Annotated in this window: 27 protein-coding genes and 3 pseudogenes; 20 read left to right on the top strand and 10 right to left on the bottom strand. The window is 48.9% G+C overall.

All coding sequences use genetic code 11. The annotated features are described in order from the left end of the window. Nucleotides 1-5: 5 nt before the first annotated feature. Both skT53_RS17715 and skT53_RS17710 read right to left on the bottom strand, forming a co-directional pair. On the bottom strand, nt 6-443 hold the full coding sequence (locus skT53_RS17715) for a type II toxin-antitoxin system RatA family toxin (RefSeq protein WP_226375470.1): 438 nt from the start codon (nt 441-443) through the stop codon (nt 6-8). 59 nt (nt 444-502) lie between these two features. Continuing rightward, nucleotides 503-1747, bottom strand: a complete 1245-nt coding sequence (locus skT53_RS17710) for an aspartate aminotransferase family protein (protein ID WP_200759090.1) — start codon at nt 1745-1747, stop codon at nt 503-505. A 238-nt stretch (nt 1748-1985) separates the two neighbouring features. On the opposite strand from skT53_RS17710, the gene skT53_RS17705 reads away from it, so the two are divergent. The 5 genes and pseudogenes from skT53_RS17705 to skT53_RS18705 all read left to right on the top strand — a co-directional run bounded on the left by skT53_RS17705 (nt 1986) and on the right by skT53_RS18705 (nt 4649). Further along, complete coding sequence (locus skT53_RS17705) at nt 1986-2258, top strand: hypothetical protein (protein WP_200759089.1); 273 nt, start codon at nt 1986-1988, stop codon at nt 2256-2258. Between the two features lie 248 nt (nt 2259-2506). Beyond that, nucleotides 2507-3409 (top strand): DMT family transporter, encoded by a 903-nt coding sequence (locus skT53_RS17700; RefSeq protein ID WP_200759088.1) that lies wholly within the window; start codon nt 2507-2509, stop codon nt 3407-3409. A gap of 179 nt (nt 3410-3588) precedes the next feature. Continuing rightward, nucleotides 3589-4092 (top strand): annotated as a pseudogene (locus skT53_RS17695) (GerAB/ArcD/ProY family transporter); the annotation flags it as partial. Between the two features lie 64 nt (nt 4093-4156). Then, nucleotides 4157-4249: pseudogene (locus skT53_RS19290) on the top strand (hypothetical protein); the annotation flags it as partial. Next, nucleotides 4206-4649: pseudogene (locus skT53_RS18705) on the top strand (spore germination protein). The pseudogenes skT53_RS19290 and skT53_RS18705, both read left to right, overlap by 44 nt. A 95-nt stretch (nt 4650-4744) precedes the next feature. Here the strand turns inward: skT53_RS18705 and skT53_RS17680 are convergent. From skT53_RS17680 to acsA, 4 genes are all read right to left on the bottom strand, one after another. Beyond that, nucleotides 4745-4981 carry a YgaP family membrane protein gene (locus skT53_RS17680; protein WP_200759085.1) on the bottom strand — a complete coding sequence of 79 codons (237 nt, stop codon included), beginning with the start codon at nt 4979-4981 and terminating at the stop codon, nt 4745-4747. Between the two features lie 361 nt (nt 4982-5342). Next, nucleotides 5343-5618 carry a spore coat protein gene (locus skT53_RS18700; protein ID WP_226375276.1) on the bottom strand — a complete coding sequence of 92 codons (276 nt, stop codon included), beginning with the start codon at nt 5616-5618 and terminating at the stop codon, nt 5343-5345. 29 nt (nt 5619-5647) lie between these two features. Next, the gene (locus skT53_RS18695; RefSeq protein WP_226375275.1) at nt 5648-5899 is read right to left on the bottom strand and encodes a coat protein F; all 252 of its coding nucleotides are present in this window, start codon (nt 5897-5899) and stop codon (nt 5648-5650) included. 197 nt (nt 5900-6096) lie between these two features. Then, on the bottom strand, nt 6097-7827 hold the full coding sequence (gene acsA, locus skT53_RS17670; protein ID WP_200759084.1) for an acetate--CoA ligase: 1731 nt from the start codon (nt 7825-7827) through the stop codon (nt 6097-6099). Between the two features lie 195 nt (nt 7828-8022). Between acsA and skT53_RS17665 the strand changes: the two genes are divergently transcribed. From skT53_RS17665 to skT53_RS17620, 10 genes are all read left to right on the top strand, one after another. Continuing rightward, nucleotides 8023-8664 (top strand): GNAT family N-acetyltransferase, encoded by a 642-nt coding sequence (locus skT53_RS17665; RefSeq protein ID WP_200759083.1) that lies wholly within the window; start codon nt 8023-8025, stop codon nt 8662-8664. Between the two features lie 11 nt (nt 8665-8675). After that, nucleotides 8676-9323, top strand: a complete 648-nt coding sequence (locus skT53_RS17660; RefSeq protein WP_200759082.1) for a CBS and ACT domain-containing protein — start codon at nt 8676-8678, stop codon at nt 9321-9323. Then, a complete protein-coding gene (locus skT53_RS17655) occupies nt 9320-10477 on the top strand; it encodes an acetoin utilization protein AcuC (protein ID WP_200759081.1) in 1158 nt (385 codons plus the stop codon). The genes skT53_RS17660 and skT53_RS17655 overlap by 4 nt, the downstream gene beginning before the upstream one ends. Nucleotides 10478-10688: 211 nt before the next feature. Beyond that, complete coding sequence (locus skT53_RS17650; RefSeq protein WP_200759080.1) at nt 10689-12089, top strand: cbb3-type cytochrome c oxidase subunit I; 1401 nt, start codon at nt 10689-10691, stop codon at nt 12087-12089. A 30-nt stretch (nt 12090-12119) separates the two neighbouring features. Beyond that, the gene (locus skT53_RS17645) at nt 12120-12638 is read left to right on the top strand and encodes a cbb3-type cytochrome c oxidase subunit II (protein ID WP_200759079.1); all 519 of its coding nucleotides are present in this window, start codon (nt 12120-12122) and stop codon (nt 12636-12638) included. Nucleotides 12639-12649: 11 nt separating this feature from the next. Further along, nucleotides 12650-12805, top strand: a complete 156-nt coding sequence (gene ccoS, locus skT53_RS17640) for a cbb3-type cytochrome oxidase assembly protein CcoS (protein ID WP_200759078.1) — start codon at nt 12650-12652, stop codon at nt 12803-12805. Further along, nucleotides 12805-13254: a c-type cytochrome gene (locus skT53_RS17635; RefSeq protein WP_200759077.1), complete on the top strand. Its 450-nt coding sequence runs from the start codon at nt 12805-12807 to the stop codon at nt 13252-13254. Before ccoS ends, skT53_RS17635 begins: the two co-directional genes overlap by 1 nt. A 39-nt stretch (nt 13255-13293) precedes the next feature. Further along, nucleotides 13294-13767, top strand: a complete 474-nt coding sequence (locus skT53_RS17630; protein WP_200759076.1) for a DUF1269 domain-containing protein — start codon at nt 13294-13296, stop codon at nt 13765-13767. A gap of 227 nt (nt 13768-13994) precedes the next feature. Next, the gene (locus tag skT53_RS17625) at nt 13995-14666 is read left to right on the top strand and encodes a cell wall hydrolase (protein ID WP_200759075.1); all 672 of its coding nucleotides are present in this window, start codon (nt 13995-13997) and stop codon (nt 14664-14666) included. A gap of 71 nt (nt 14667-14737) precedes the next feature. After that, nucleotides 14738-14905 (top strand): hypothetical protein, encoded by a 168-nt coding sequence (locus skT53_RS17620; RefSeq protein ID WP_200759074.1) that lies wholly within the window; start codon nt 14738-14740, stop codon nt 14903-14905. A 19-nt stretch (nt 14906-14924) separates the two neighbouring features. Here the strand turns inward: skT53_RS17620 and skT53_RS17615 are convergent, their stop codons facing one another. From skT53_RS17615 to hisC, 3 genes are all read right to left on the bottom strand, one after another. Further along, a complete protein-coding gene (locus tag skT53_RS17615; protein WP_200759073.1) occupies nt 14925-15302 on the bottom strand; it encodes a hypothetical protein in 378 nt (125 codons plus the stop codon). A gap of 76 nt (nt 15303-15378) precedes the next feature. After that, on the bottom strand, nt 15379-16476 hold the full coding sequence (locus tag skT53_RS17610; protein ID WP_200759072.1) for a bifunctional 3-deoxy-7-phosphoheptulonate synthase/chorismate mutase: 1098 nt from the start codon (nt 16474-16476) through the stop codon (nt 15379-15381). A gap of 156 nt (nt 16477-16632) precedes the next feature. Then, a complete protein-coding gene (hisC, locus tag skT53_RS17605) occupies nt 16633-17754 on the bottom strand; it encodes a histidinol-phosphate transaminase (protein ID WP_200759071.1) in 1122 nt (373 codons plus the stop codon). A gap of 205 nt (nt 17755-17959) precedes the next feature. Here hisC and ilvA point away from each other — a divergent pair, with 205 nt between their 5' ends. Next, complete coding sequence (gene ilvA / locus skT53_RS17600) at nt 17960-19165, top strand: threonine ammonia-lyase (protein ID WP_200759070.1); 1206 nt, start codon at nt 17960-17962, stop codon at nt 19163-19165. Nucleotides 19166-19188: 23 nt separating this feature from the next. Beyond that, nucleotides 19189-21345 (top strand): cell division protein FtsA, encoded by a 2157-nt coding sequence (locus tag skT53_RS17595; protein ID WP_200759069.1) that lies wholly within the window; start codon nt 19189-19191, stop codon nt 21343-21345. Between the two features lie 40 nt (nt 21346-21385). Here the strand turns inward: skT53_RS17595 and skT53_RS17590 are convergent, their stop codons facing one another. Further along, entirely contained in the window at nt 21386-23083 is a 1698-nt protein-coding gene (locus skT53_RS17590) for a pyruvate oxidase (protein ID WP_200759068.1), read from the bottom strand. A 167-nt stretch (nt 23084-23250) separates the two neighbouring features. On the opposite strand from skT53_RS17590, the gene skT53_RS17585 reads away from it, so the two are divergent. The 3 genes from skT53_RS17585 to skT53_RS17575 are packed head-to-tail and all read left to right on the top strand — an operon-like array spanning nt 23251 to nt 24305. Then, entirely contained in the window at nt 23251-23457 is a 207-nt protein-coding gene (locus skT53_RS17585) for a spore coat associated protein CotJA (RefSeq protein ID WP_200759067.1), read from the top strand. Then, nucleotides 23457-23717, top strand: coding sequence for a spore coat protein CotJB (locus skT53_RS17580; protein WP_200759066.1), 261 nt, complete (start codon nt 23457-23459; stop codon nt 23715-23717). Before skT53_RS17585 ends, skT53_RS17580 begins: the two co-directional genes overlap by 1 nt. Before the next feature lie 18 nt (nt 23718-23735). Further along, on the top strand, nt 23736-24305 hold the full coding sequence (locus skT53_RS17575; RefSeq protein ID WP_200759065.1) for a manganese catalase family protein: 570 nt from the start codon (nt 23736-23738) through the stop codon (nt 24303-24305). Nucleotides 24306-24332 lie beyond the last annotated feature (27 nt).

Below are 24332 nucleotides of genomic sequence, written 5' to 3'. Positions count from 1 at the left end.
AGCAGTTAGGTTCTTCCTCTTCCTTCGAAACGCTGTTTGACCGCTTTCAGCATCGACTCGCTGTTCTGTTTCAACTTCAGTTTCGCTACCGGATTGAGCAGTCCCGACAACATGGGAACGCCAAAATCAAAATCGACCGTCAGCCGCACGACCGTCTGCTCGCCGTTTTGTTCCAATCGCCACTCGCCTTCGAATTTTTTCAAATCGCCTTCCGTTTGCGTATAACGGATTCGATAATCGTCTTCCATAAACTCGTCCCGTTCCTGCCACTTGAATGACTGCCCGTTTAACACCGCATCCCAGGCGGTGATGGTCCATCCGTCTCCCTGTTCGACGACCCGCACGTCATTCAGGGATGGCATAAACTTCGGATAGGATTCCATATCTTTTAACAAGTTATAAATTTCGTCCGGCCGGCCTTCAATCGTTTCCTGCACTTCCACCAGCGGCAATTTACATCCCTCCGTCGCATATGAGAATCCGTCTTACATCCGTCGCCTGATCAGGAAATCTCCAACAGTTCACATCCCTGCTGCAGCGCATCATCAAATGCATCCGCCACCTGCTCGAGTTCCCTTTTCTCGATCGTTAATGGCGGTTCCATCCGGGTGACCTGCAGTTTGTTCAAGGCGAATGCGGTCAACACGCCGTTTTCGATCAGTTCGGCCATTACCAGCCCGCCAATTTCCGGGGAAGTAAATTCGATTCCGATCAGCAAGCCTCGACCGCGAATTTCCTTTACAGTTCCTGGATAACGGTCTGCCGTCGATTGCAGTCGTTTGATCAGATAGTCCCCTTTTACGGCAGCCTGTTCCGCCAATTTTTCCTCCCGCAATGCGTCTATTGCCGCATTTGCCGCAGCGCATGCGAGAGGATTTCCGCCAAATGTAGAGGTATGCAACAAAGGCGCCTGCAGGTAAGCTTCGTACAGACAACTGCGTGCGATGTAAGCCCCAATCGGCATGACACCGCCGCCGAGCGCTTTCGCCAAACAGAGAATGTCAGGCGTCACCTCCTCTTCTTCACACGCAAAAATCCGACCGGTCCGCCCCATGCCCGTCTGCACCTCATCGGCAATCAACAAAACGCCTTTACGGTCGCACATTTCTCTCACCGCCCGCAAGTACCCTGCAGGCGGAACGATCACGCCCGCTTCCCCTTGGATCGGTTCCAGCAGTACGGCAGCCGTTTGTTTGTCGATCGCCATTTCCAATTTTTCCAAGTCTCCAAACGGAACATGCACAAACCCTGGTAAAAGCGGTTCAAACGGCGCCCGGTACAGCTCTTTGCCCGAGGCCGACAGAGAACCGTACGTTTTGCCGTGAAACGAATTGAACATCGAAATGATTTTCGTTTTTCCCGTCGCGATACGGGCCAGTTTGATCGCTCCTTCGACCGCCTCCGTTCCCGAGTTGCAAACGAACGTATAGCGCAAATCGCCGGGTGTGATCTGCGCCAATTTTTCGCATAAATCGGCCATCGGTTCACACAGCATGACTTTGCTGGAAAGCGGCATTTTGTGCAGTTGCTCCTCTACCGCCTGCACAATGCGCGGATGTCGGTGGCCGAACGCAAACGTGCCATACCCGCCCACGCAATCGATCATCCGCTTGCCTTCCCAGTCGGTGACAATTGAGCCCTGCGCCTCCCGCTCCACAGCCGACAATCCCATAAACCGCAACAGTTTCGCCAGCCCCGGGTTAACAAACGACTCATACTTGGCCAATACATATTCACTCTTCGTCATACGCTTGCCTCTTCGCCCCCCTACACGTTAATCAAATCAGGATCACAACAGGAACAAACGCACGGCCATTAAAGGAAGCAGCAGCCCCAGATACGGTACACCTCCGGTTTCAAGTCTTTAGTATGGCAAAAAGAACCAAAATTAAAACGTCTTTTCTCATATCGGAATGTTTTTGTCAGGATGGCAAATACTAGAGGAAACGTAACGCTTTGCATCCAATGGAAAGGAGGATGAAGGGATGGGCTATTACAAGCTTTCCGAAAATCCGGCAGACCGTTCACGCCGAATGCAGGGAAATCAGGAGTTGGAAATTGTGCAAGCGTGGCAGAAAGATATTTTGCCAGAAGAATTTCCGGAAGGCGCCTACGGATCCACGATGTACGTGGATCAACCGATCGGCAAAGCAACCGATTGGAAAGCGGGTCAACATGTGGTGAGCCGGTTTCAGGATGAGAACCCGACGACCAGCGATTTTAAAGTACCGGACAGCAACGAACTGCCGGGATTGTAAAACCGGCCGTGTTGTAAAACGATCCAGATTTGTAAAACTGGTAAGGCATGGACACGATGCTCCGTGCCTTTTTTGTTCCTCAAAAAATCCATTTTCGCCTGAAAGTTTGTCTATCTCGTGATGCGAGGCTTCCTGTGGAAATCATAACAATGTAGTCTATCATACATACAGGGAAAGTAATTATGGAATATAATGATTTCGTTTTTGTCATGAGTCGGAAGAGGAATGAAATAAAGGAGACAGCCATCATGGGACAACTTTCACGTACGAAAACTACCGTTCTCATTACCTTTCTCGTTGTTGTATGGGGAGTAGCCTGGCCTATATACAAAATCGCATTGGCTTACACCCCTCCTCTTCTATTCGCAGGGATGCGTACGTTGTTAGGAGGTCTTTTTCTAGCCGTACTATTATTGCCGAAACGGAAACTGCTCCGCTGGAAAGAAAACCGGTCGATCTATCTGATTTCGTCCATATTCAATGTTGTAATATTTTATGGTGTACAGTCGATTGGGCTTCGATATATACCGGCAGGATTGTTTTCGGTGATCGTTTATCTGCAACCGATTCTCATCGGTATTTTCGCCTGGCTCTGGTTGGGAGAATCAATGACCGCATTAAAGGTGATCGGGTTGATTTTAGGATTCTTTGGTGTGGCGGCGGTCAGTTCAGAGGGATTCACAGGTCATATTTCCGGTCTTGGTATCGTATTGGCTCTCGTGACAGCAGTTGGTTGGGCAGTTGGGACGATATACTCAAAGAAAGTGGGCCACCGAGTGGACGCTATGTGGCTTTCAGCATTTCAATGTATCATTGGAGGAATCATCCTCACCGGCAGCGGTTTCGTCTATGAAAACTGGTCAGAGATCATTTGGAATGTTCCTTATGTATTCGGTCTCGTCTTTGGGGTCGTGTTGGGAATCTCAACGGCCTGGGTAGTCTATTTCACACTGGTTAAGGCCGGTGACGCAAGCAAGGTAGCCTCATATACGTTTCTCGTTCCGCTCATCTCTGTCTTTAGCGGAACATTGTTCTTGGGCGAACCGTTCACGGTTTCTCTTTTGATTGGACTTCTTTTAATCGCTGTCAGCATTTATTTGGTAAACCGAAAACCTAGCGTAAGCATGAAACAAAACCGCGAGACGGCATAGTCTTTTAAAACTGTTAATAGTACTTGATATTACATATTCTCAGTTCATTCCTGTTCAGTCAGGGATGAACTTTTTTTTCCGTGTCTTGAAGGTTATACATAATTTATCCGTACTGGGAAATCTTGAATGTTAAAGGATAATGTGCAAATCCTTCCAGTTATCCCGAAAGGATCCTTCGTATGGACAAAAGAACCGAAACCGTCAGCGTTCTACAAGTTTCCATGATACTGATGTCATCGGCGGGTATTATTGACCACGTAATTGTGATCCCTATGCTACTCCAATCTGCGGGCCGCGACTCATGGCTTTCCATTTTATTTGCTGGCGTGATTTTTGCAGGATGGATCCTATGGATTTACTTTATAATCAAACGGATGGAAAAACAACACATTCTGGATTGGCTCAAACAACGTACCGGAGCGGCAATTGCCTGGACAATTATTGCAATGGTGAACGTACTGCTGTTTTTTACGGGCGCGTTCACACTCCGCGACACAACCGTTTGGACCAATATTTCGTATTTGCCTAAAACCCCGAATCTTATACTTGTACTCTTATTCGGCTCAATTTGCTTATACTCCGCTTATTCAGGAATCCGTACAATGGCGATTACGAACGGTATATTATTGCCATTTGTAGTTATATTCGGCTGGTTTGTCGCTCTCTCGAATATTCCCAATAAAGATTACTCGCTGTTACTTCCCGTTTTTGAACATGGGTTTGACCCTGTTTTAAAAGGAATGGTGTATGCCGGCAGCGGGTTCCGTTTCCGACGCCGCTGGAAACAATTATTATGATGTCGTGTTTGAAATATTTCGCGAAGCCGGTTTACGGTTGCCGAGTGCAGTCGGACAAACATTGGCTGTGGTCGGGGGGGTTAATCATTGGAGAATCAGCCATTCGCGCCGGGTTGACCAGTCCCGCCATGCTGGTTATCGCAGGAAGCACCGCAGTGGCAACCTTCAATCTAGTTAATCAATCTTTAACCGGAATTGTCAGTGTCTTGCGGATTGTGGTGCTGCTTGTGTCTGCCTTTTTTGAGTGTTTGGTTTCTTGATCTCTGTTTTTTGCCATTCTTACCTATATGGCGAACATACGATCCTTCGGAGTGCCTTTTCTGGCTCCGCTCGCGCCATTAAATTTAAGTGATATAAAACGTTCCTTGTTCGTTCTGCCGCGCCGAAAGCGTCCCAAAATGCTGAACCCGCATGATCGGAACCGAAGGGGGAGCGGCAAGTGAACCGGAAACAGTTTCATTATCTTGCCATCTGCCGCTCCCCTTAATAATTTCTCTCTAAAAAAAATATTTTCAAACACTTTACGGCAGGTTTTTGATCAAGAGAATGTTTGATCATTTGATTCAGATATGTAAATTTTCTCAACTCCAAACCTGACCAATATTTTTTCTAATAAACAAAAACCGGTGAGGGATGAAATAATTAAATTTACACCGACAAAAGCTGTGAACAATAACCAATATGGACTAACGTAAAGACCTAAAAGCAGACTTAAAAGAATAAATATTCCGGCGATTAGTCGAATTAAATTCCCTTTTCCATTTATAACATACATATGTTCCACCTCTTTACTTAAATAAAAGGTGACTCCAAGTGGTCAGCAACATCACCTTACGTAAATACCTATGCAGGTATATACCCACATAGGTATTATACGGAGCGAATAATTCTTTTGTCAATATCCGAATGTGGCATCATTAAATCCATGTAAGAGTATGAAGTCAACCCCCGCTGGCTGGTTCTAGAGAAATTAAACACTTAGTCTAAGTGTAAATTATAAATTTAACCGCATAAGATAATGTGTAATAAATATACAAAAACATGTAACAACTCTGTGACTTTTACGCTCTTCTGACAGCGTCATCAACTAAAGAAGGAGAAGGCAATCAGCCCTCCCCTTCCGGAACTTTACACTACTAATATCTCTCGTCGACTGCCATTTGCAGCGCCATATTCGCCCTACGCAAATCCCCTTGAATGATCTGTTCCAATGAGTAGGCCGGATATAATCCCCGCTCATACATATAGTTGAAAATATGCGCATGTGATCGGATACTGTCATGCAGCTGCCTGTTCAATACTTCCCGTACCCGCGGAGTGGCCGTTTCGGTAATGGCAGCAGCCAGATTGCGAACTCCCGTCTTTGCAAAGCCAAGCAACTCTCCCGCCATATGTGCGTCATGTTGATTCATATTGATTTCCTCCTGCTTGTGAAATCGGATTACGAAATCATCGGACGATGCTGCAGCAGCTCGACAATCTCTCGAATATGACGTTCGGTGGCTGTCATACTTTCCATGTACAACCGGCGCAACTCCGGATCATGGATGTGCGGCAACGCCATTTTCTGTCTCATCAAACCGTTCGTTTTAAATGCAAGAATTTCATGCAACTCAAGCGTTTCATGCGGGGCGAGGTGACCACTGCTGCTAACCGTGTCACGGACAGGGACATAATACGGCATCGGATACATTCCCATTCCTCCTTAGTGAGGTTCGCTTTATGTGCTTATTTTTTAGTCAATTCACTATATTGAGGAATCCGTCTATGGTTGTAAGTCCTAGTAAAAATAGGCTTATAGCGCCCCAAAACAAGTTGGCTGAAAGACCCAATTTAAAACGCCGCAACCAATCACTATTGGTTGCGGCGAATTTTGCAGATTATAAACAATCAGTCTTCCAGCGTTGACAGATCGCCTGTTGGCAATCCCAATTCCCATGATTTCAAGACGCGGCGCATAATTTTTCCGGAGCGAGTTTTCGGCAGTTTGTCGCGGAACTCTATTTCGCGGGGCGCCGCATGAGCTGCCAATCCTTTTTTGACGAATTCTTGAATTTCTTTAATCAACTCATCGGAAGGCTGATACCCTTCCCGCAAGGAAATGAAAGCCTTGATGATTTCCCCGCGCACCGGATCCGGTTTTCCGATTACACCCGCTTCGGCGACAGCCGGGTGCTCGACCAGTTTGCTTTCCACCTCAAACGGACCCACCCGTTCACCAGCCGTATTGATCACATCGTCAACCCGGCCCTGGAACCAGAAATAGCCATCTTCGTCTTTATAGGCTGAGTCACCGGAAATATACCACGGCTGAAGGCGGAAGTATTCTTCGTATTTGGCCGGATTGTTCCAAATTTGCCGCATTATCGACGGCCAGGGAGCGCGAATCGCCAAGTTGCCCATTTGATAAGGCGGCAATTCGTTACCTTGATTGTCAACGATCGTCGCATAGATGCCAGGAAACGGTTTGCCCATCGAGCCCGGTTTCATTGGCATGCAGGGATAGTTGCTGATCAATTGACCGCCGGTTTCAGTCATCCACCAGTTATCGTGGATTCGTTTACCGTACACTTTCATCCCCCAACGCACCACTTCCGCATTTAGCGGTTCCCCAACGGACAAAATGTGCCGCAACGAGGACAGATCGAATTGTTTCATCAACTCATCGCCAGCCGCCATCAACATGCGGAACGAGGTAGGAGCGGAGTACCAGACCGTCACCTTGTATTTTTCAATTGTTTTGTACCAGTTTTCCGGCAAAAAGCGACCGCCTCGCACCACACTCGTTACCCCGTTCAACCAGGGGGACCACATGCCATAGACGGTTCCCGTCACCCAGCCGGGGTCTGCCGTACACCAGTAAATATCATCCGGTTTCAGGTCTAACACCCATTTACCTGTCTGCAAATGCTGGATCATCGCGTTGTGAACGTGCAATACGCCTTTCGGTTTCCCTGTGGAACCGGACGTATAATGAAGCTGCATACCGTCTTCCCGGTCCACCCACTGGATCTGCAATTCGTCCGACGCAGACTCCATTAACTTTTCATAACTCAGTTCCCGTTCGCCAAGTTCCCCTTCTGCCCCAACCACGATTACATGTTTTAAGGCGGGCAGTTCGGCAACCGGAATCCGGCTTTTTAATTGCGGGGTTGTTACAATCGCGACCGCTTCCGAGTCCTGCAGACGATCTTTGACAGCCCCCTCCATAAATGCTTCAAAAAGCGGCCCTACAATCGCACCGATTTTTACTGCCCCTACGTAAGAGGAATACAGTTCAGGGGAACGCGGCATAAATATGAACACACGATCCCCCTTGCTAATTCCCAGGGAACGCAGCACATTGCCGAATTTGTTTGAAAGGGCTTTCATCTGAGCGAATGTATAAGATTCATCACGGGTAGCATCGTTAAACAGGAGCGCAATCTTGTCGCCCCGTCCTTCATCCACATGGCGGTCTACCGCTTCGTAAGCTATGTTCACCTTACCGGTCTTCGACCAGCTAAATTCTTTCTCTACGTCTTCCCATTTGAAATTTTTATACGCTTCCTCATAATCTTGCAAATTGTTGTTTGTAGTCAGTACGGGAATCAATTCTTGTTCTTTCGCCTGTTCTGTCATATCTCCGCCCCCTTTTTCTCGAATGTTTTTGACTATTAGCATTACTTCGTTTATTTTATCATACTGACATATCGTCGACAATCCGAGCCTACACACGTGAAACTTTTCACGATATTTTCACAGACTTCATCAAACTGAAACATCAAGTTCGTATTGGCTCATGTATAATAACACTAGGAAACGGAGGTGGTTGGAATGACCAGCCTTGAACATAAAAAAACATACTATGCAAAAGAACTGTCTACAGCGAATGGAACGTTATTGATTGAAGGTCCCATAAGTCCCGAGGTGCTTGCCTCTCTTGAATTTCACGAAGGTCTGAAAGCATTCCGACCGGCACCCCAACAACATCAGGCGATGGTAGAAATTGCCGGACTGCCTGAAGGCCGCATCATTATCGCCCGCCAGGGAAAAACGGTTGTTGGTTATGTCACATACGTATATCCTGATCCGTTAGAACGATGGTCGGAAGCGCGGTTGGATGATTTGTTGGAACTGGGAGCGATTGAAGTGGTTTCCGAATTCCGTTCCCACGGCGTGGCGAAAGCATTGTTGGAAATTTCGTTTATGGACGACGCAATGAATGATTACATTGTGATCTCGACTGAGTATTACTGGCATTGGGATCTGAAAGATACAGGGCTCACCGTCTGGGAATATAAAGAAGTGATGCGAAAAGTAATGGGTTCCGTTGGAATGGAAGTATTTTCGACAGACGATCCGGAAATCACCTGCCATCCGGCAAACATGCTGATGGCGCGCATTGGCAGTCGAGTTCCGCAAACATCAATCGATCGTTTTAACAAGATCCGTTTTAAAAATAAAAATCTGTTTTAGGACGGTGCATTATGCTAGTCGAAAAAGTAATGACCGATAAAGTTCTCTGCGTGACCCCCAATACACCGATTGAGGAAGCGTTGGCCATTACCACTGTCAACCGCATCCGCCACCTGCCTGTAGTAGAAGGCGAAACGCTGGTTGGCATCGTATCTGACCGCGATATCCGCAATGCTATGCCCTCCACGCTGGGTGAGGAGCAGATCGCCTGTCTGAAGGACACCCCGATCCGCTCCATTATGCAAACGGAAGTCATCACTGTACATCCGCTTGATTTTGTGGAGGATGCGGCAAATATCCTTTATCAAAAGCGGATTGGCTGCCTGCCTGTTGTTGGCTGCGGAAAATTAGTCGGAATTATCACAGAACGAGACATTTTACACACGTTAGTTGAGATGATGGGCGTATCGTCTCCCTCCTCCCGCGTGGAGGTTGAAGTGCCTGACAAACCTGGAATGCTGGCCGCCGTGACCGATTTTTTACGTGCCCGAAACATTAACGTTACCAGCGTGATGGTGTTCCCCAGCCTCACCAGTAAAAATCAAAAGTCGATCGTCCTGCGCCTAAAAACAATGGATCCGCGTGGGTTTATTGCCGACGTCCAGAATGCAGGATATACCGTTGTGGAACCTCCTGTATCCAATGCGGAGCATGCATGATGGACCGCACAGCGTTTATTTACAGCGATGCGTTTCTTGCTTACAAATTTGGGGAAGAACATCCGTTTAATCCGAAACGCGTGGAGTTGACGGTTGATCTGATTCGGGAACTGGGTTTGTTGCAGCAAAAGCATATCTTTCAGCCAAGACCCGCCACTTTGGAGGAACTGTTTCGGGTGCACGACCCGAATTTTGTGCATGCCGTGCAAAAAGCGGGAAAGCTTCCACCCGGGCAGGATGGGTCCGATATCGGGTTCGGACTGGGGACGGAAGATACGCCTATTTTTCCGAACATGCATGAAGCGACCAGCCTGGTAGTCGGCGGCACCGTTGTGGCGGCCGATTTGGTCATGTCCGGCAAAGTCAACCATGCGTTAAACCTGGCAGGCGGCCTGCACCATGCCCGTCGCAGTGAGGCATCCGGCTTCTGTGTGTATAACGACATCGGTGCGGCCATCGCTTACATAAAAGACCGCTATCATGCGCGTGTGCTTTATATCGATACAGATGCCCATCACGGTGACGGGGTACAATGGATGTTCTACGATGACCCGGATGTGCTGACCGTCTCTTTTCACGAAACCGGAAAATATTTGTATCCGGGCACGGGAGATATCGAAGAACGCGGAACAGGACGCGGCTACGGGTATTCGTTAAACATTCCTTTGGAACCGTTTACAGAAGACGAATCCTGGTTGACGACGTTCGAATCGATCATTCCCCACCTGTTTCATAAATTCAGACCCGATGTCGTCATTTCACAAAATGGCTGTGACGCGCACCATTTCGATCCTTTAACACATCTGTCGGCGACTACCCGCATTTATCGGGATATTCCAAAAATGGTCCATCAGTTGGCACACGAAGTATGTGAAGGACGGTGGATTGCCGTAGGCGGTGGAGGTTATGATATTTGGCGCGTTGTACCGCGCGCGTGGACAATGCTCTGGGCAGAGTTGTCCGAACAGACACTGCCGGACGAAATCCCCCAAACATGGATCGACAAATGGCAGCCGCAAGCGCCTGTCACACTTCCCACTTCGTTCCTTGATCCGCCCGACCTGTTTCCACCCATTCCTCGTCGGGCCGAAATTGAGGAAAAAAATCGCATCACCGTCAGGCGCTCCCTGTTCGGTGCACCGTTTTTGTTGTAGGACGGACGGTAACCTTGTCTCCGCTCCCTGACGAGGGAAGACACCAAATCGAAAAGGCACGCCCGCAGAAAAAAGCACTGCAGACAGGATTGTTGGGAAACGATCCTGTCTGCAGTGCTTTTTTCTGTTTGCATACATAATTCCGGGCGACAAGGAAAAACTTTGATGGAAATCCAAACATTGCGACGAATACCGGGAGGGATTTGAATCGATGTCGACTACTGCGGTACGTCCGTATACGACTTCCAAAATGTTTATGTATTCTTCGATCGTCTGGTTACTGCTTGGCATGATCATGGCGCTTTTGGTTGCCATCAAATCGGTGCACCCCGATTTTTTGACGTTTAACCATTTCTTTCAACAATATTTTACGTATGGAAGAATACGCCCCATTCATACGAATATCGTGCTGTACGGTTGGCTCACACCCGCTTTTTTTGCGATGTGGTATTACATCACACCTGTATTGACAAAATCCCCCTTATACAGTGAACGGTTGGGAATAATGTCCGTTTGGCTGTGGAATTTCGTGCTGATCGTCTGGATTCTGTTACTGTTCATGGGCAAACAAACGCCGGTTGAATACCATGAATCTCCTCTTTTGATCGACATTATTGTCATTTTCCTGGCGGCGCTGGCAGGTTATAACCTGCTTCGCACGATATTAAACCGGAAAGAAAAAGTGATGTACGTTACTTTGTGGTACTATTTGGGAACCAGTATTTGGCTGCCCATGATCTGGATTGTCGGATTCATTCCCGAATATGCTTCGCTTCCCGGTATCGGCGAGTTTTCCATGGCCTATACGTGGGTACACAACATTATCGGAGTCTGGTTTACACCTGTCGGTGTCGGCACCATGTATTTCCTGCTGCCCAAATTAAGCGGCAAACCGCTTTACAGCCACAAACTGTCATTGATCGGGTTCTGGACGATCGCCACGTTTTACATCTGGAATGGGCCTCACCATCTGGTAAACGGACCGCTTCCACTGTGGTTGATGAAAGCGGGCATCGTACCCAGTTTATTGATGATCATACCCGTGTGGACCGTTCTGGCCAATTTTCTCGGGACAATGAAAGGCGCTTGGTATAAAGTAGCGGAGAATATTGAGCTGAAATTTTTGCTGACCGGAGGGCTGTTCTATTTCCTGGCCTGTATTCAAGGGCCATTTCAGGCATTAATGGCGCCCAACGCCATCCTGCATTTTACCTATTGGACGGTCGGTCACGCACATTTGCCTTTGTTCGGGGCATTTACGCTTGTGGCATTCTCCGGTTACTATTACGCTTTGCCGCGAATCGTCGGGCGGAAAATATACAGTACGGTTCTGATGAATTGGCATTATTGGCTATCGGTCATCGGATTCCTGATTTTTGCTTTTTCGATGTGGCTGGCAGGGGCGCTGCAAGGGTTTGGCTGGATAGACGGCAATCAGATCGGAGCCGGTTTCGTCAAACTGGTGGAATCGCTCCACATATATCTGTTCGCACGGGCGATTGGCGGCAGCATGATGTTCATGGGTGCAATCGTTTTCGCATGGAATATCTACAAAACGGCAACAGCCGGAAAACGGGCAGGAGCCGAAGAACCCATGCCCGCATTGCGATAACCAACAGATTTTGGGAAAGAGGTGAATGTTTTGTCCAGTCAATCGGAAAAACATATCGGTGTTTTGCTGGGGGGAGCCGTTTCCCTCTTTTTAATCGGGGTGATCGGTACATGCGTATTGCCATTCTTTGATGCATCTGTCAGCACCCCCACCGCCAACGCAAAAATGAGGCATTATCCGGTCAATTCAGCAGAAGCAAGGGGACGGGATGTCTACATCCGGGAAGGATGCATCTGGTGTCATTCACAGGCTGTCCGACCGGTCCAGGCGGATTCAAAATTAGGTCCTGTATCGGTGCCGGGTGACTATTACTACGACAGGCCACCTCTCATTATGACACAGCGGACAGGCCCTGACTTGACCTGGGTAGGCAGCCGTTACAGTCCGGAATGGCAATATCAGCATCTGAACAATCCGCAAAAATTTTATTCCGGTTCGATCATGCCAAAATTCAATTACCTGTCGGAACAGGATAAAAAGGATCTTGTGGCATACCTGATGAGTTTAAAACCGGCACCCGCTGAAAAGGCAAGAACGGCCAGTCACTAAGGGAGGAACTCATGACGATACAGGCGTGGATACTGTTAATCGTAATGCTGTCGATGTCGTTCAGCGCCGGGGCCATGTTCTATTGGGCCAAAAAGGGCGGCCAGTTTAAAGATACAGAATCGATCAAATATCGCATGCTTAAAGATCACGAGCGGGAGGGCTATTGATGGAGCAGGAAAAAAATCAAACCCGCAATGAAGAAGATGTATTCAAATACTATGGGGACACGGAAGAGATAAACGACATTCCAGTCAAAGAAACGAGGGTTCCCAAGTTTCTGAAAGCGACTTATGTCATATTGGCAGGTTGGGCGGCTTACTATGCCCTCACCGCCACCACCATTGATGACAGGTCGAAAGCGACTACTCCCGTGCAAGTCACAGCGGAAGCAGGCAAAGAAATTTTCAACACGACATGTACAGGTTGTCACGCCGTCACTTCACAACGAATTGTAGGGCCCGGTCTGTTGGGTGTCGAACAGCGATTGGGAGATCAAGGGCTGGATACGGTGCTACATAACGGCCGCCCGGAAAAAGGGATGCCCAACCCCACTTCGCTCGGTTTGAATGAAGATCAAATTCAAGCAGTTAAACTGTATCTGCAGACACTTAAGTAAAATCTTGTACGCTGGCAATCACGACGGGGGGGATCCGTTTTGAAACATTTGATAGGTTCGTTCGATCGAAGGGAAACGGCAGAAAGTCTGATTCAGGAACTTTCCAGACGAATTCCAAAAGATAAGATATCCCTGATCACAAAATCGGAACAGATGCCGGACACTGAAACACACCCAAAAGCGGACTTGCCGATTGATGGAGGCCTACTTGGTGCCGCCATTGGAGGTGCGATCGGAATCGCGTTTGCCGCCGGATCCGCTTTATTACCAGGCGGCTCTCCCTTGATTACAGGTTTTGGTCCTTTGTTCGGCGCACTCTACGGCGGTATGTCAGGCGGTATCGTAGGCGGATTAGTTGATCTGGGAATCAATCCGACATCCGCCAAAACACTGACTGAAGCAGTGGAGTCGGGGAGTGTTTTGGTGTCTGCCGAAATTTCAGAGCCGGATGTAAACGAGATGAAAAAAATTTTTGCAGAGTTCGGAGCCGATCATATCGCGGTTCAGGATTAATATTCCAATTAATATTAACCTGCCGGAAGCTTAACTTTATGCATATAATTTAACTTTTCCTGTTGTCAATTTGACAGCAGGATTTTTTTAGTATATTTTGGTTAAAGTGTCCAATTGGACATGGCCACGCGGAACCATTTTTTACCTAATGCCTTTCGTTTTCTGGGGGGAAACCGGAAGGTGCATCTTTCCGCTTTATCGCGGGGAGATGAAGAAAGGGGAAATCAATGAGGGAACAAACTGCTATGATGACGCTGGTCATGACGGTGGTGGTAGCCCTCACCGTCAGACTGGGTCCCGATTTGATGTCTAATCAGACAGGGATTCAGCCGGCTGGCGCCATCCATGCCTCTTCACCGGTCGCTGTTGCCGTAGCGGCAGATAACAGGAACCCGGTGGAAGGAAGTCCTGCAGCAACTCCTGTAGGACAAGCTGTGGAGCAATCCACTGCGGAAACTGCCGAGCAAAAGGAGCAAAATCCTGCGAATGCAGGTGTTTTGTCTTCCCGCAGCGGTCTATTACAAAATCAACAGCCTGCGTATACAGAAGAAGATCTTTATTGGCTGGCGCATGTGATTTCATCGGAAGCCAAAGGGGAAAGTTTAGAAGGCCAAATTGCAGTAGGAGCCGTCGTTGTGAACCGGGTGCGCGATCCGCACTTTCCGAAGACCATCAAAGACGTGATTTTCGCAAAGGGGCAGTTCGATCCTGTCCGCGAGGAAACGATTTACAACGAACCGTCTTCCTCTGCGGTCGAAGCAGCAAAACGAGTGCTAGCAGGAGAAAACCCCGTACCGGACGCTCTCTATTTTTATAACCCGAATACGGCAACCGATCCCTGGATTCGAAATCTCCGCGTGGTGGCGCGAATCGGGAATCACGCGTTTGCCGCCCGGTAAAAAGGTGGACCACGGTCCGCCTTTTTGCTTTTTTCAGCTCGTGTCGCGGCAGCCCGGGCGTATGGATATCTATGGCAAAAACAATTTTAATGGGGGAGTGTATACAACCGATCCTGCTTGATGAAGGGGTTTTCATGATGAGTGATGCCAATTTTTCCATTGATCCTAACATGATTCAAAAAGCAGTTGGCGCGATGGCCAGCGGCGATATGATGTTCGCTTTGAGGAGTCCTGATTAGCCCAGCAAAATCGGTTGGGCTATTCTTTTTTGTGAACTTTCAGCCTTGACAGCCTGTAATAATACCCGGCAAAAAAAATAATATGGCGACCGACCCAAGCGGGCAGCCAGCCCGCAAACAGATACAAACCGGATGCAATCACGAACAGAACAGCAAACAGCTGGTAGATTTTGATATTTTTACGATATTCCTGTTCACCGGCACGGTTCAGGAACCGCTCCTGCACTGTCTGCCCAACAGCCACTCCCAGCATCAACAACAGGACGAAATAAGCGATTTCCAATCCATAGCGAATCTGTATGTACCGGCTCGGACTTACGGATTGAATCGGCAAAAACGTTTCCGCAGCCAAAACCGCTGCCGCAGCCAATGCAAATACCCAATGCTTCCAGTTCACCAACATTCCTCCATTTGGAAAAAAGGAGCCGGTGCAAATCCCGGCTCCTCCTTGTTGTTATCACAATAGGCATAACTTATTTCACTGCAATCGGACTAACCCCTTGCAAATAACCGCTTTCCTGCAATCCTTTCATAAAGCGATTGAATTCCGGAATGTCCATTTGTTGTTTTGCATCAGACAGCGCGACGCTCGGTTCCGGATGGACTTCCACAATCAGTCCATCCGCTCCAACTGCCAATGCGGCTTTTGCAATGGGGAACATGATGTCTTTGCGTCCGGTCGAATGAGTAATATCAACGATTACAGGCAAGTGGCTTTCCTGTTTGAGAATCGGCACCGCCGAAATATCAAGCGTGTTGCGGGTCGCTTTTTCGTAGGTGCGAATGCCCCGTTCACAGAGGATTACCCGTTCATTGCCGCGGGAAACAATATATTCGGCCGCAAACAGAAGCTCTTCGATCGTGGCAGACATGCCTCGCTTCAGCAAAACCGGTTTGCGCACATTGCCCGCTTCTTTCAAAAGCTCAAAATTCTGCATGTTGCGTGCGCCGATTTGAATCACGTCCACATAGTCCAGCGACATTTCAATATCAGATGGCGATACAATCTCGGAAATCACAGCCATTCCGTATTTGTCAGCCGTTTGTCGAATCAGTTCCAGGCCTTTTTTGCCAAGTCCCTGAAAATCATACGGGGATGTGCGCGGCTTATAAGCGCCGCCGCGCAGCAGTTTAATCCCCTGCATCTGCAAACCTGCCCCGACTGTATCCATCTGCTCCCGTGTTTCAACCGAGCAAGGCCCCGCAATGATTACCGGTTGGCCGCCGCCGATGCGGACTCCGTTAATCTCAATGACCGTGTCTTGCGCCTGTTTCTTTCGGGAAACCAGCAGCGCTTTCTTTTCCTCTTCCATTAAACCAAGCGACGCTTGGAAAATTTGCTTGAACAAATGACGTACTGTATTGTCGTCAAACGGTCCTGGATTGGCTTCCACCAAGTTATCCAACATTTCCTTTTCACGAATCGGATCAAACCGTTCGGTTCCTTTTTGTTTTTTCAATTCGCCGATTTCCTGCACCAGCTCCGCTCGGCGAGATAACAAACCAAGAATTTCCAAATTGATTTCATCCAGTTGCAACCGGATTTCTTCCATTCTTTCACTTGTTTTCATTCGGTTTCTCCTCCTTGTGCTCCGTCACGGCACCTTTTGGGTGAACGGACGCTCCGCTAAACTAATCTCTGCTCAAACAGAATTACATAGAATAATAACACAAAATTGTCGCAATTGGCCTTTTTTTTACGAAAAATTTAGATTGGTTTTATATTCCTAAACGGTTGCCTTCAATTCCTGCAACGATACGGCCAATGCCTGCAAAAGGCGTTCATTTTCTTCCGGCAGCCCAATTGACACCCGAATCCAACTCGGCAATCCGAAAAAGCTGCCTGCACGAACAATCACACCTTCTTTCAATAACGACTGAAACAGTTGCATCGAATCCACACCGGCATTCACTAAAATAAAATTGGCTTCTGTAGGAATGTAGCGCAGCCCGAGTTTTGTGAACCCTTCGTACAAAACGCGTTTTCCTTGCGAATTGACACGACGGCTGCTTTCCGTATGTTCTTTGTCATGCAGTGCCGCAATGGCCCCCACCTGTGCCAGATGGTTGACATTGAACGGTTCCCGTACGCGGTTTACAAACCCGATTACTTCCGGCTTTGCCATCGTGTATCCAATTCGCAGCGCCGCCAACGCATACAGTTTGGAAAACGTACGCATCACCGCCACGTTGTACCCTTTCCGCAAAAATTCCAATCCCTGCGCACAGTCTTCCGATTCCACATACTCATTGTACGCTTCGTCAAGCACAACCAGAATATCTGGAGAAATGTTTTGCAGGAACGATTCCAGTTCCGCGTGTTTGATATAGGTACCGGTTGGGTTGTTCGGCACACACAGGAAAATCATGCGAGTCCGGTCGGTAATCGCCTTTGCAAAATCGGCCAGGTCATAGGCAAATCCTTCCCGCAACGGGACTTCCACCGTTTTCCCTGCCATCAATGTGGAACCAAACATGTACTCTGAAAAAGTAGGGCTCGGCACAATGATTTCATCGCCTGGCTCCAGGAACGTCGTACAAAAAAGTGTAATTACCTCATCCGAACCGTTGCCGACAATAATCATGTCTTCCGATATATTGTAAAATTTGGCCAGTTCGTGTTTCAATTCCAATTGGCCGCCATCCGGATAGCGATGCAGATCGCCAAGTGCCGCTTGAATGGCCTGTTGTGCATGTTTTGAGGGACCAATCGGATTTTCATTGGATGCCAGTTTCACAACCTCTGTCAATCCAAACTCTTTTTGCACTTCCGCAATCGGCTTGCCGGGAATGTAAGGTTTTAATCCATGCAAAGAAGGGCGAACAAATTTTAAAACATCTTTTGACATTTGAATCCACACTCCCGTAGTCCGAAACTTTTTGGTATATTAGAACGTATCGTACCACAATATTGTGTTTTCAGACAATGGGGTATCATTCGCAATTTGACAGCTTGTTGCGGCGGAAAACCGCCAGGTCGCTAAGCACCCAACGGGCACAAGTCTCCCCTTGGTGGCATAGCCACCAGGTCTCGCTAAGGAGGATAAAATGTAAATGTTGCAATTGGATGACTTTCAAGCCGCTCGCCAAAAACTTTCCGATATCATACATCTTACACCGCTCGAACACTCACACACCTACAGTAAGATGACCCATAACGACATCTATTTAAAAATGGAGAACCTGCAGCGCACAGGCGCATTCAAAATCCGTGGCGCCACCAATAAAATTCTGTCATTGACAGAAGAGGAACGAAAACGGGGCGTGATTGCCGCGTCTGCCGGCAACCATGCGCAAGGTGTCGCTTATGCGGCGAGCCGTCTCGGCATCCCCTGTACCATTGTGATGCCAGAAGGAGCTCCCCTGACTAAAGTAGAGGCTACGTCCAGTTACGGAGCGAAAATTGTGCTGCATGGCGCCAATTACGATGCGTCCTACCAGTATGCTTTGCAACTGCAGCAGGCAAACGGCATGACATTCGTACATGCGTTTGACGACGAGGCAGTGATCGCCGGGCAGGGAACGATTTCTTTGGAAATTTTGGAACAGCTGCCGGATGCGGATATCATCGTCACACCAATCGGCGGCGGCGGCTTGGCAGCCGGAGTGGCGCTGGCCGCAAAACTGGTCAAGCCGAACATTCAAGTCATCGGCGTCGAGGCGGAAGGAGCCGCCAATATGCTAACATCCCTCAAATCCGGACGCGTCGAAACACTGGATCATGTGGAAACAATTGCGGACGGAATCCAGGTGAAACGACCTGGTGATTTGCCATTCGAATTGGTTCGGAAATACGTTGATCAAGTGGTTACTGTGGGTGACGAACAAATCATGAAAGCGATGCTTTTGTTGATGGAACGAAGCAAACTGATCGTGGAGGGGGCCGGGGCGGTCGGGTTAGCCGCCATGCTCGACTCAAAGATCCACTGCATCGGCAAAAAAATCGTCGTGCTGCTGTCCGGCGGCAATGTTGACGTCAATCTTCTCTCGAAAATTATCGAACGCGGTTTGGTAGAAGCAGGACGTTATCTGCGGCTCGTAACAATTGTTCCGGATCGCCCGGGTATTCTTTTGACAATGGCAAAAATATTTGCGGAAGAAAAATCGAATGTGATCTCCATTCATCATCACCGCCACGGTGAGCGAATCGTCCTGGGCCAGGCGGAAGTGGAAATCAATTTGGAAACAAGGGATCGCAGCCACATCGAACGAATTCTTAGAAGACTGAGTGAAGAAGGCTTTATTTACACGGTGCACTAAGGACCGGCAGAGGAGTGGCAAATATGGCAGGCACAGACCTGATTTTCGCGCTGGACATCGGAACCCGATCTGTGGTGGGACTTGTGGGCAAATACGAAGAAGACGGTTTGCAAATCATCGCTACCGAACAGAGTGAGCATGCCAACCGTGCGATGCTTGACGGACAAATCCATGACGTGGTGCAGGTCGCGTCTGTCATTTCAAAGGTCAAGAACGCATTGGAAGCAAAGGTCGGTCCCCTGCACAAAGTAGCGGTGGCAGCCGCCGGGCGCGCCTTGAAAACCATCCGCACCAAAATCGAACGGGACACAAACAACCAGCGGTTGACAAAAGACGATGTGCTGGCGATGGAACTGTCAGCCGTCCAACAGGCAGAACGGGAATTGCAAGCTACAACACCGGACGCTTCCCGTTACCATTGTGTCGGCTATACGGTCATGCATTACCGGTTGGACGACTCGCCGATCGGCTCACTGGTAGATCAGTTGGGTCTGCAAGCCAGTGTGGAAATTATCGCTACCTTCCTGCCGCGGGTGGTTATCGACTCGCTGCAGTTTGCGCTGGAACGGGCAGGACTTGAAATGGCCGCCCTTACGCTAGAACCGATCGCTGCCATCAACGCCTTAATTCCTCCCTCCATGCGAAAATTAAATTTGGCGCTCGTCGATATCGGTGCCGGAACGTCCGATATTGCCATTACATCCGAAGGCACGGTTACTGCATATGGAATGGTGCCATTTGCCGGCGATGAAATCACGGAAGCGCTGTCCCATAAATTTCTGTTGGATTTCCCGGTGGCGGAATCTCTCAAACGGGAGCTGCTTACAAGCGACACCGTTACGTTTAGCGATGTGCTGGGTGTCATAACCGAAAAGCCGTCACGCGATGTAATTGCCTCCATTTTGCCGGAAGTCACCGATTTGGCGCAGCGAATCGCCAATGAAATCCGCAACTTGAACGGCCAGTCACCACAGGCAGTCATGCTGGTAGGAGGCGGTTCCCAGACGCCGCTCTTGCCGGAGCGGCTTGCTGACATTCTCGGGCTGCCAAAAGAACGGGTGGCCATCCGTGGAGCGGACGCGATCGGCAAACTGATCACCAAACATGAAATATTGGCCGGACCGGATGCCGTTACACCGGTTGGCATTGCGCTGGCTGCCATCCATGCGCCGATTTCATCCGTTTCCATCCGGGTCAATGGACAAGCTATCCGGTTATTTGAGTTTCGTCAGGTAACAGTCGGCGATGCGCTGCTGTCAGCTGATATCGATATCCGCAAACTGCACGGCCGTCCCGGGATGGCGCTGACTGTAAACATTCATGGAATGGTGAAAGTGCTGAAAGGGTCGATCGGTACCCCCGCCACCCTGCTCTTGAACCAACAACCCGCCCGGCTCGACGATATTATTCAACATGGGGACGAAATCGAAATTCTGGAAGGTACGCCCGGCATTGATGCACAGGCGACAATCGCCGATATATTGACTGAATGTGAACCATATTCCCTTATCGTAAATGGGCAGGAGCGGTTGATTCATCCGATTGTCCGCATGAATGGAGAGGTAGTGTCTGCCGATACACCGCTTGTGGATCGTGCCGAAATCACCATCCATGTACCGGAAGCCCTGCTTGACGTGCTGCCGATTCTCGGATATCGGCCAGAATTATTTCAGTCTGCCACCCTGTCGGCTGTTGTCAACGGCGAAACTAGAACCGTGCGGCAGGATGCGGCAACACTCCTGGTAAACGGCACTCCGGCTCCGATCCATAAAACGGTCAAACCCGGCGACCGAATCGAAGTGCGGACAGCAGAACGCAAACGGGCCACATTGCGGGACATTCTGCACGAAGAGGAATACGAGCGGCAAAGCATACAGGTGATTGTAAACGGAAACCGAGTCCAATTGTTTGCCCCCAAACCCGTTTATGAACTAAACGGAAAATCGGTTGATCTCGACACCGTTTTACCTGAGTTTGCAACGATCAACCTGGTTACGGAGGAATGGACTCCCGTCTTCTCGCACATTTTCCAGTATGTCCATGTCGACCGGGAACGTCCTGCGAACGCGGTAAATTTGCGTATGGAACTCAACGGCGAGAGGGCGGAATTCACCACCCGCCTGAAAGACGGCGACGAAATCCTGATTGAATGGGTGTTGAAAGACCAAAACCTTTCTTAAAAAAACACTCCATGCCAGCCGATCCGTTTGGACCGGCTGTTTATATCGGCAAATCGATTCTCCTTTCTGCAAACAGTTCTTTGACCATATGTTTGGCATATCCGGCAGCCTGACCGAAAGTGATTTTTGCCGGCATAGGCGCTTCATTTGCATCCACCAGCACATCGATAATACAAGGTTTCGTTTGTGAAACCGCTTGCTGGAACGCCGGCAGGAGATCGCCAGGCTGTTCCACCCGATAACCGATTCCTCCGCAAGCTTCCGCATATTGGGCAAAGTTCGGGTTTACCAGATTCGTGCCAAACTCCACGTTTCCCATTACTTCCTGTTCAAATTTGATCATCGCAATCTTATGATTGTTAAGGACCACGACCACAATCGGAAGATCATATTTTACGGCTGTCACAAAATCATTCATGGTCATCCCAAACCCGCCATCTCCGCAGACGGCAAACACCTGCTTGTCCGGATAGGCGATTTTACCGGCAATCGCACCAGGCAGTCCACACCCAAGCGTCGCTAACCAACTGGAAATAATAAATTGTTGCTCCGTCATCCGAAAATGACGCGCCATCCAAACGGTTACATTCCCGACATCCACAGACAGGACGGCATCCTCATGTGCAACCTGCTGTAACGCTTGTATCACCCGTTGCGGTTTGATGGGAGTCGACGAATTCTCTGCTTGTCGTTCCATTCTGGCCCACCATTGCTTCATGTGCTGTTGACAGCGCTCCAAAAATGAACGGTCATGATGCCTGGTTACGTGCGTTGTCAGCCATTTAAGAGTTTTATCCGCATCTCCTGCAAGACCGACATCCACCGGATACCGTTTTCCAATCTGTGAGGGGTCCGTATCGATTTGAATGGTTTTCGCGGAGTTCGGCAGAAAGCCTGTGAAGGGATAGGAAGTACCCACCATCACCAGCGTATCTGCTTCTCTCATCGCCTCATACGCAGGTTTGGTTCCTATCAGCCCCAGTCCTCCCAAACAAAACGGATGCTCATCCGGGATCACTCCTTTTCCCGGCAATGTAATCACAATCGGAGCTCCTATTTGATCGGCAAAAGACAGCAAGGATTCCCTCGCCCCCTTGGCTCCCTTCCCGGCAAGAATAACCGGCTTCTCGGCCCGCTCCAACAATTGTCTGGCTTTCTCCAGATCAAACTCACGAGCAAAGATTTCCGACCTGACAAAAAAGGAGCTTGTGCCGCGCGCTTCCGATTCGACTTCAAACCTGGGAATATCGTCTGGAATCGTTAATACGGATACGCCTTCTTTTGTGTAAGCCGTACGAATCGCCTGATTCACAACAGCAGGTAACTGTTCGGCGGACATGATGCGTTGATTGTAAACAGCAACATCATCAAACATCCGCTCCAAGTTCACTTCCTGAAAAAAATCGGTTCCAAGCAAATCCGATTCGACCTGTCCAGTAATCGCCAAAACAGGAACCCGGTCCAGTTTCGCGTCATAAAGCCCATTCAGCAGGTGAATTGCACCGGGCCCCGCGATTGCCATGCATACCCCGATTTTCCCAGTGAGTTTCGCGTACGACGCTGCCGCCAAAGCCCCGGCTTCCTCATGCCTGACTTGAATAAATTTGATTTTGTCCTGTACCTTTCGTAACGGCTCAATAATCGAGTTGATCGAATCGCCGGGCATTCCATAAATATGGTCAACGCCCCATTCGATCAACAAGTCAATCAGCACTTCCCCCGCCTTCTTGCGAAACATGCACGTCGCTCCTTTTATCAATTCATTATCGGTATTTTGTGCTTTTGTTGGATTATTTATGACAGTATTCCAGATTGGAGATTCCAATAGGCACTCGCCCATCACACCCACTGGGTATTTGACATATGGTGAAATGTCTATATCTTTGACTGCGAGGAGGTTTCGAGGTGAATCCTCATTACCGTTTTTGGCATCCGTATGTCAGTCCGTTTGATCCGTGTCGGCCGCAAACTGTCAAACATTATTCGGTGCCGCCGAATCTTTTTATCGGCTATCAACCGCCAAACCTGCCGCAGTTTTCCCCGATGGATGCATTGAAACACGGAACGTTGTGGCCTATTTTGTACAGTCCGTATGAAAGGCGGGAGTTTTGATGCATCAAATGGATGAACGATATTACCAACTGTTGCAGGAGTTGCAGGCAATCGACTTCGTGCTGGTGGAGCTGAATCTATATCTGGACACTCACCCGGAAGATGTGAATGCCATCCAGCAATACAATCAGTGCGTGCAGGAACGATGGAAAATTGCGCAAGAGTTTGAGGCATGCTATGGACCTCTGCAGCATTTCGGACACAGCTACTCCAGTGCGCCATGGCAATGGGACAATACACCCTGGCCTTGGCAAGTCTAACAAGGAGGCAACCCATCCATGTGGATTTATGAGAAAAAACTTCAATATCCAGTCCGCGTCTGCAAATGCGACCCGATGATGGCCAAATTATTGATCGAACAATACGGCGGTGCAGACGGAGAATTGGCAGCCGCCCTCCGCTACCTGAACCAGCGGTATACGATTCCCGATAAGGTGATCGCTCTATTGACTGATATTGGCACTGAGGAACTCGCGCACCTCGAGATGATTGCCACTATGGTCTATAAACTGATGAAAGACGCGACACCCGATCAAATAAAAGCGGTCGGGCTAGCTCCTCATTTTGCCGACCACGATAAAGCGCTATTTTATCATAATGCCGCAGGCGTCCCTTGGACTGCCACTTATATTCAGGCAAAAGGCGATCCGATTGCCGATTTGTACGAAGATATTGCAGCAGAAGAAAAAGCGCGGGCCACTTATCAATGGCTGATCGATATGACAGATGACGTGGATCTGCAGGACGGCTTGAAATTCCTGCGTGAGCGGGAAGTCATCCACTCGCAGCGATTCCGGGAAGCGGTTGAAATGCTGAAAGAAGAACAAGACAGAAAAAAATACTTTTAAGGAGAGCAGTGTCGATTGAAATCGACA

It is taken from the genome of Effusibacillus dendaii (assembly GCF_015097055.1).
Lineage (GTDB): Bacteria > Bacillota > Bacilli > Tumebacillales > Effusibacillaceae > Effusibacillus > Effusibacillus dendaii.
The sequence above is the reverse complement of the archived record's forward strand: the minus strand, read 5'-3'. Positions and strand labels throughout refer to the sequence as shown.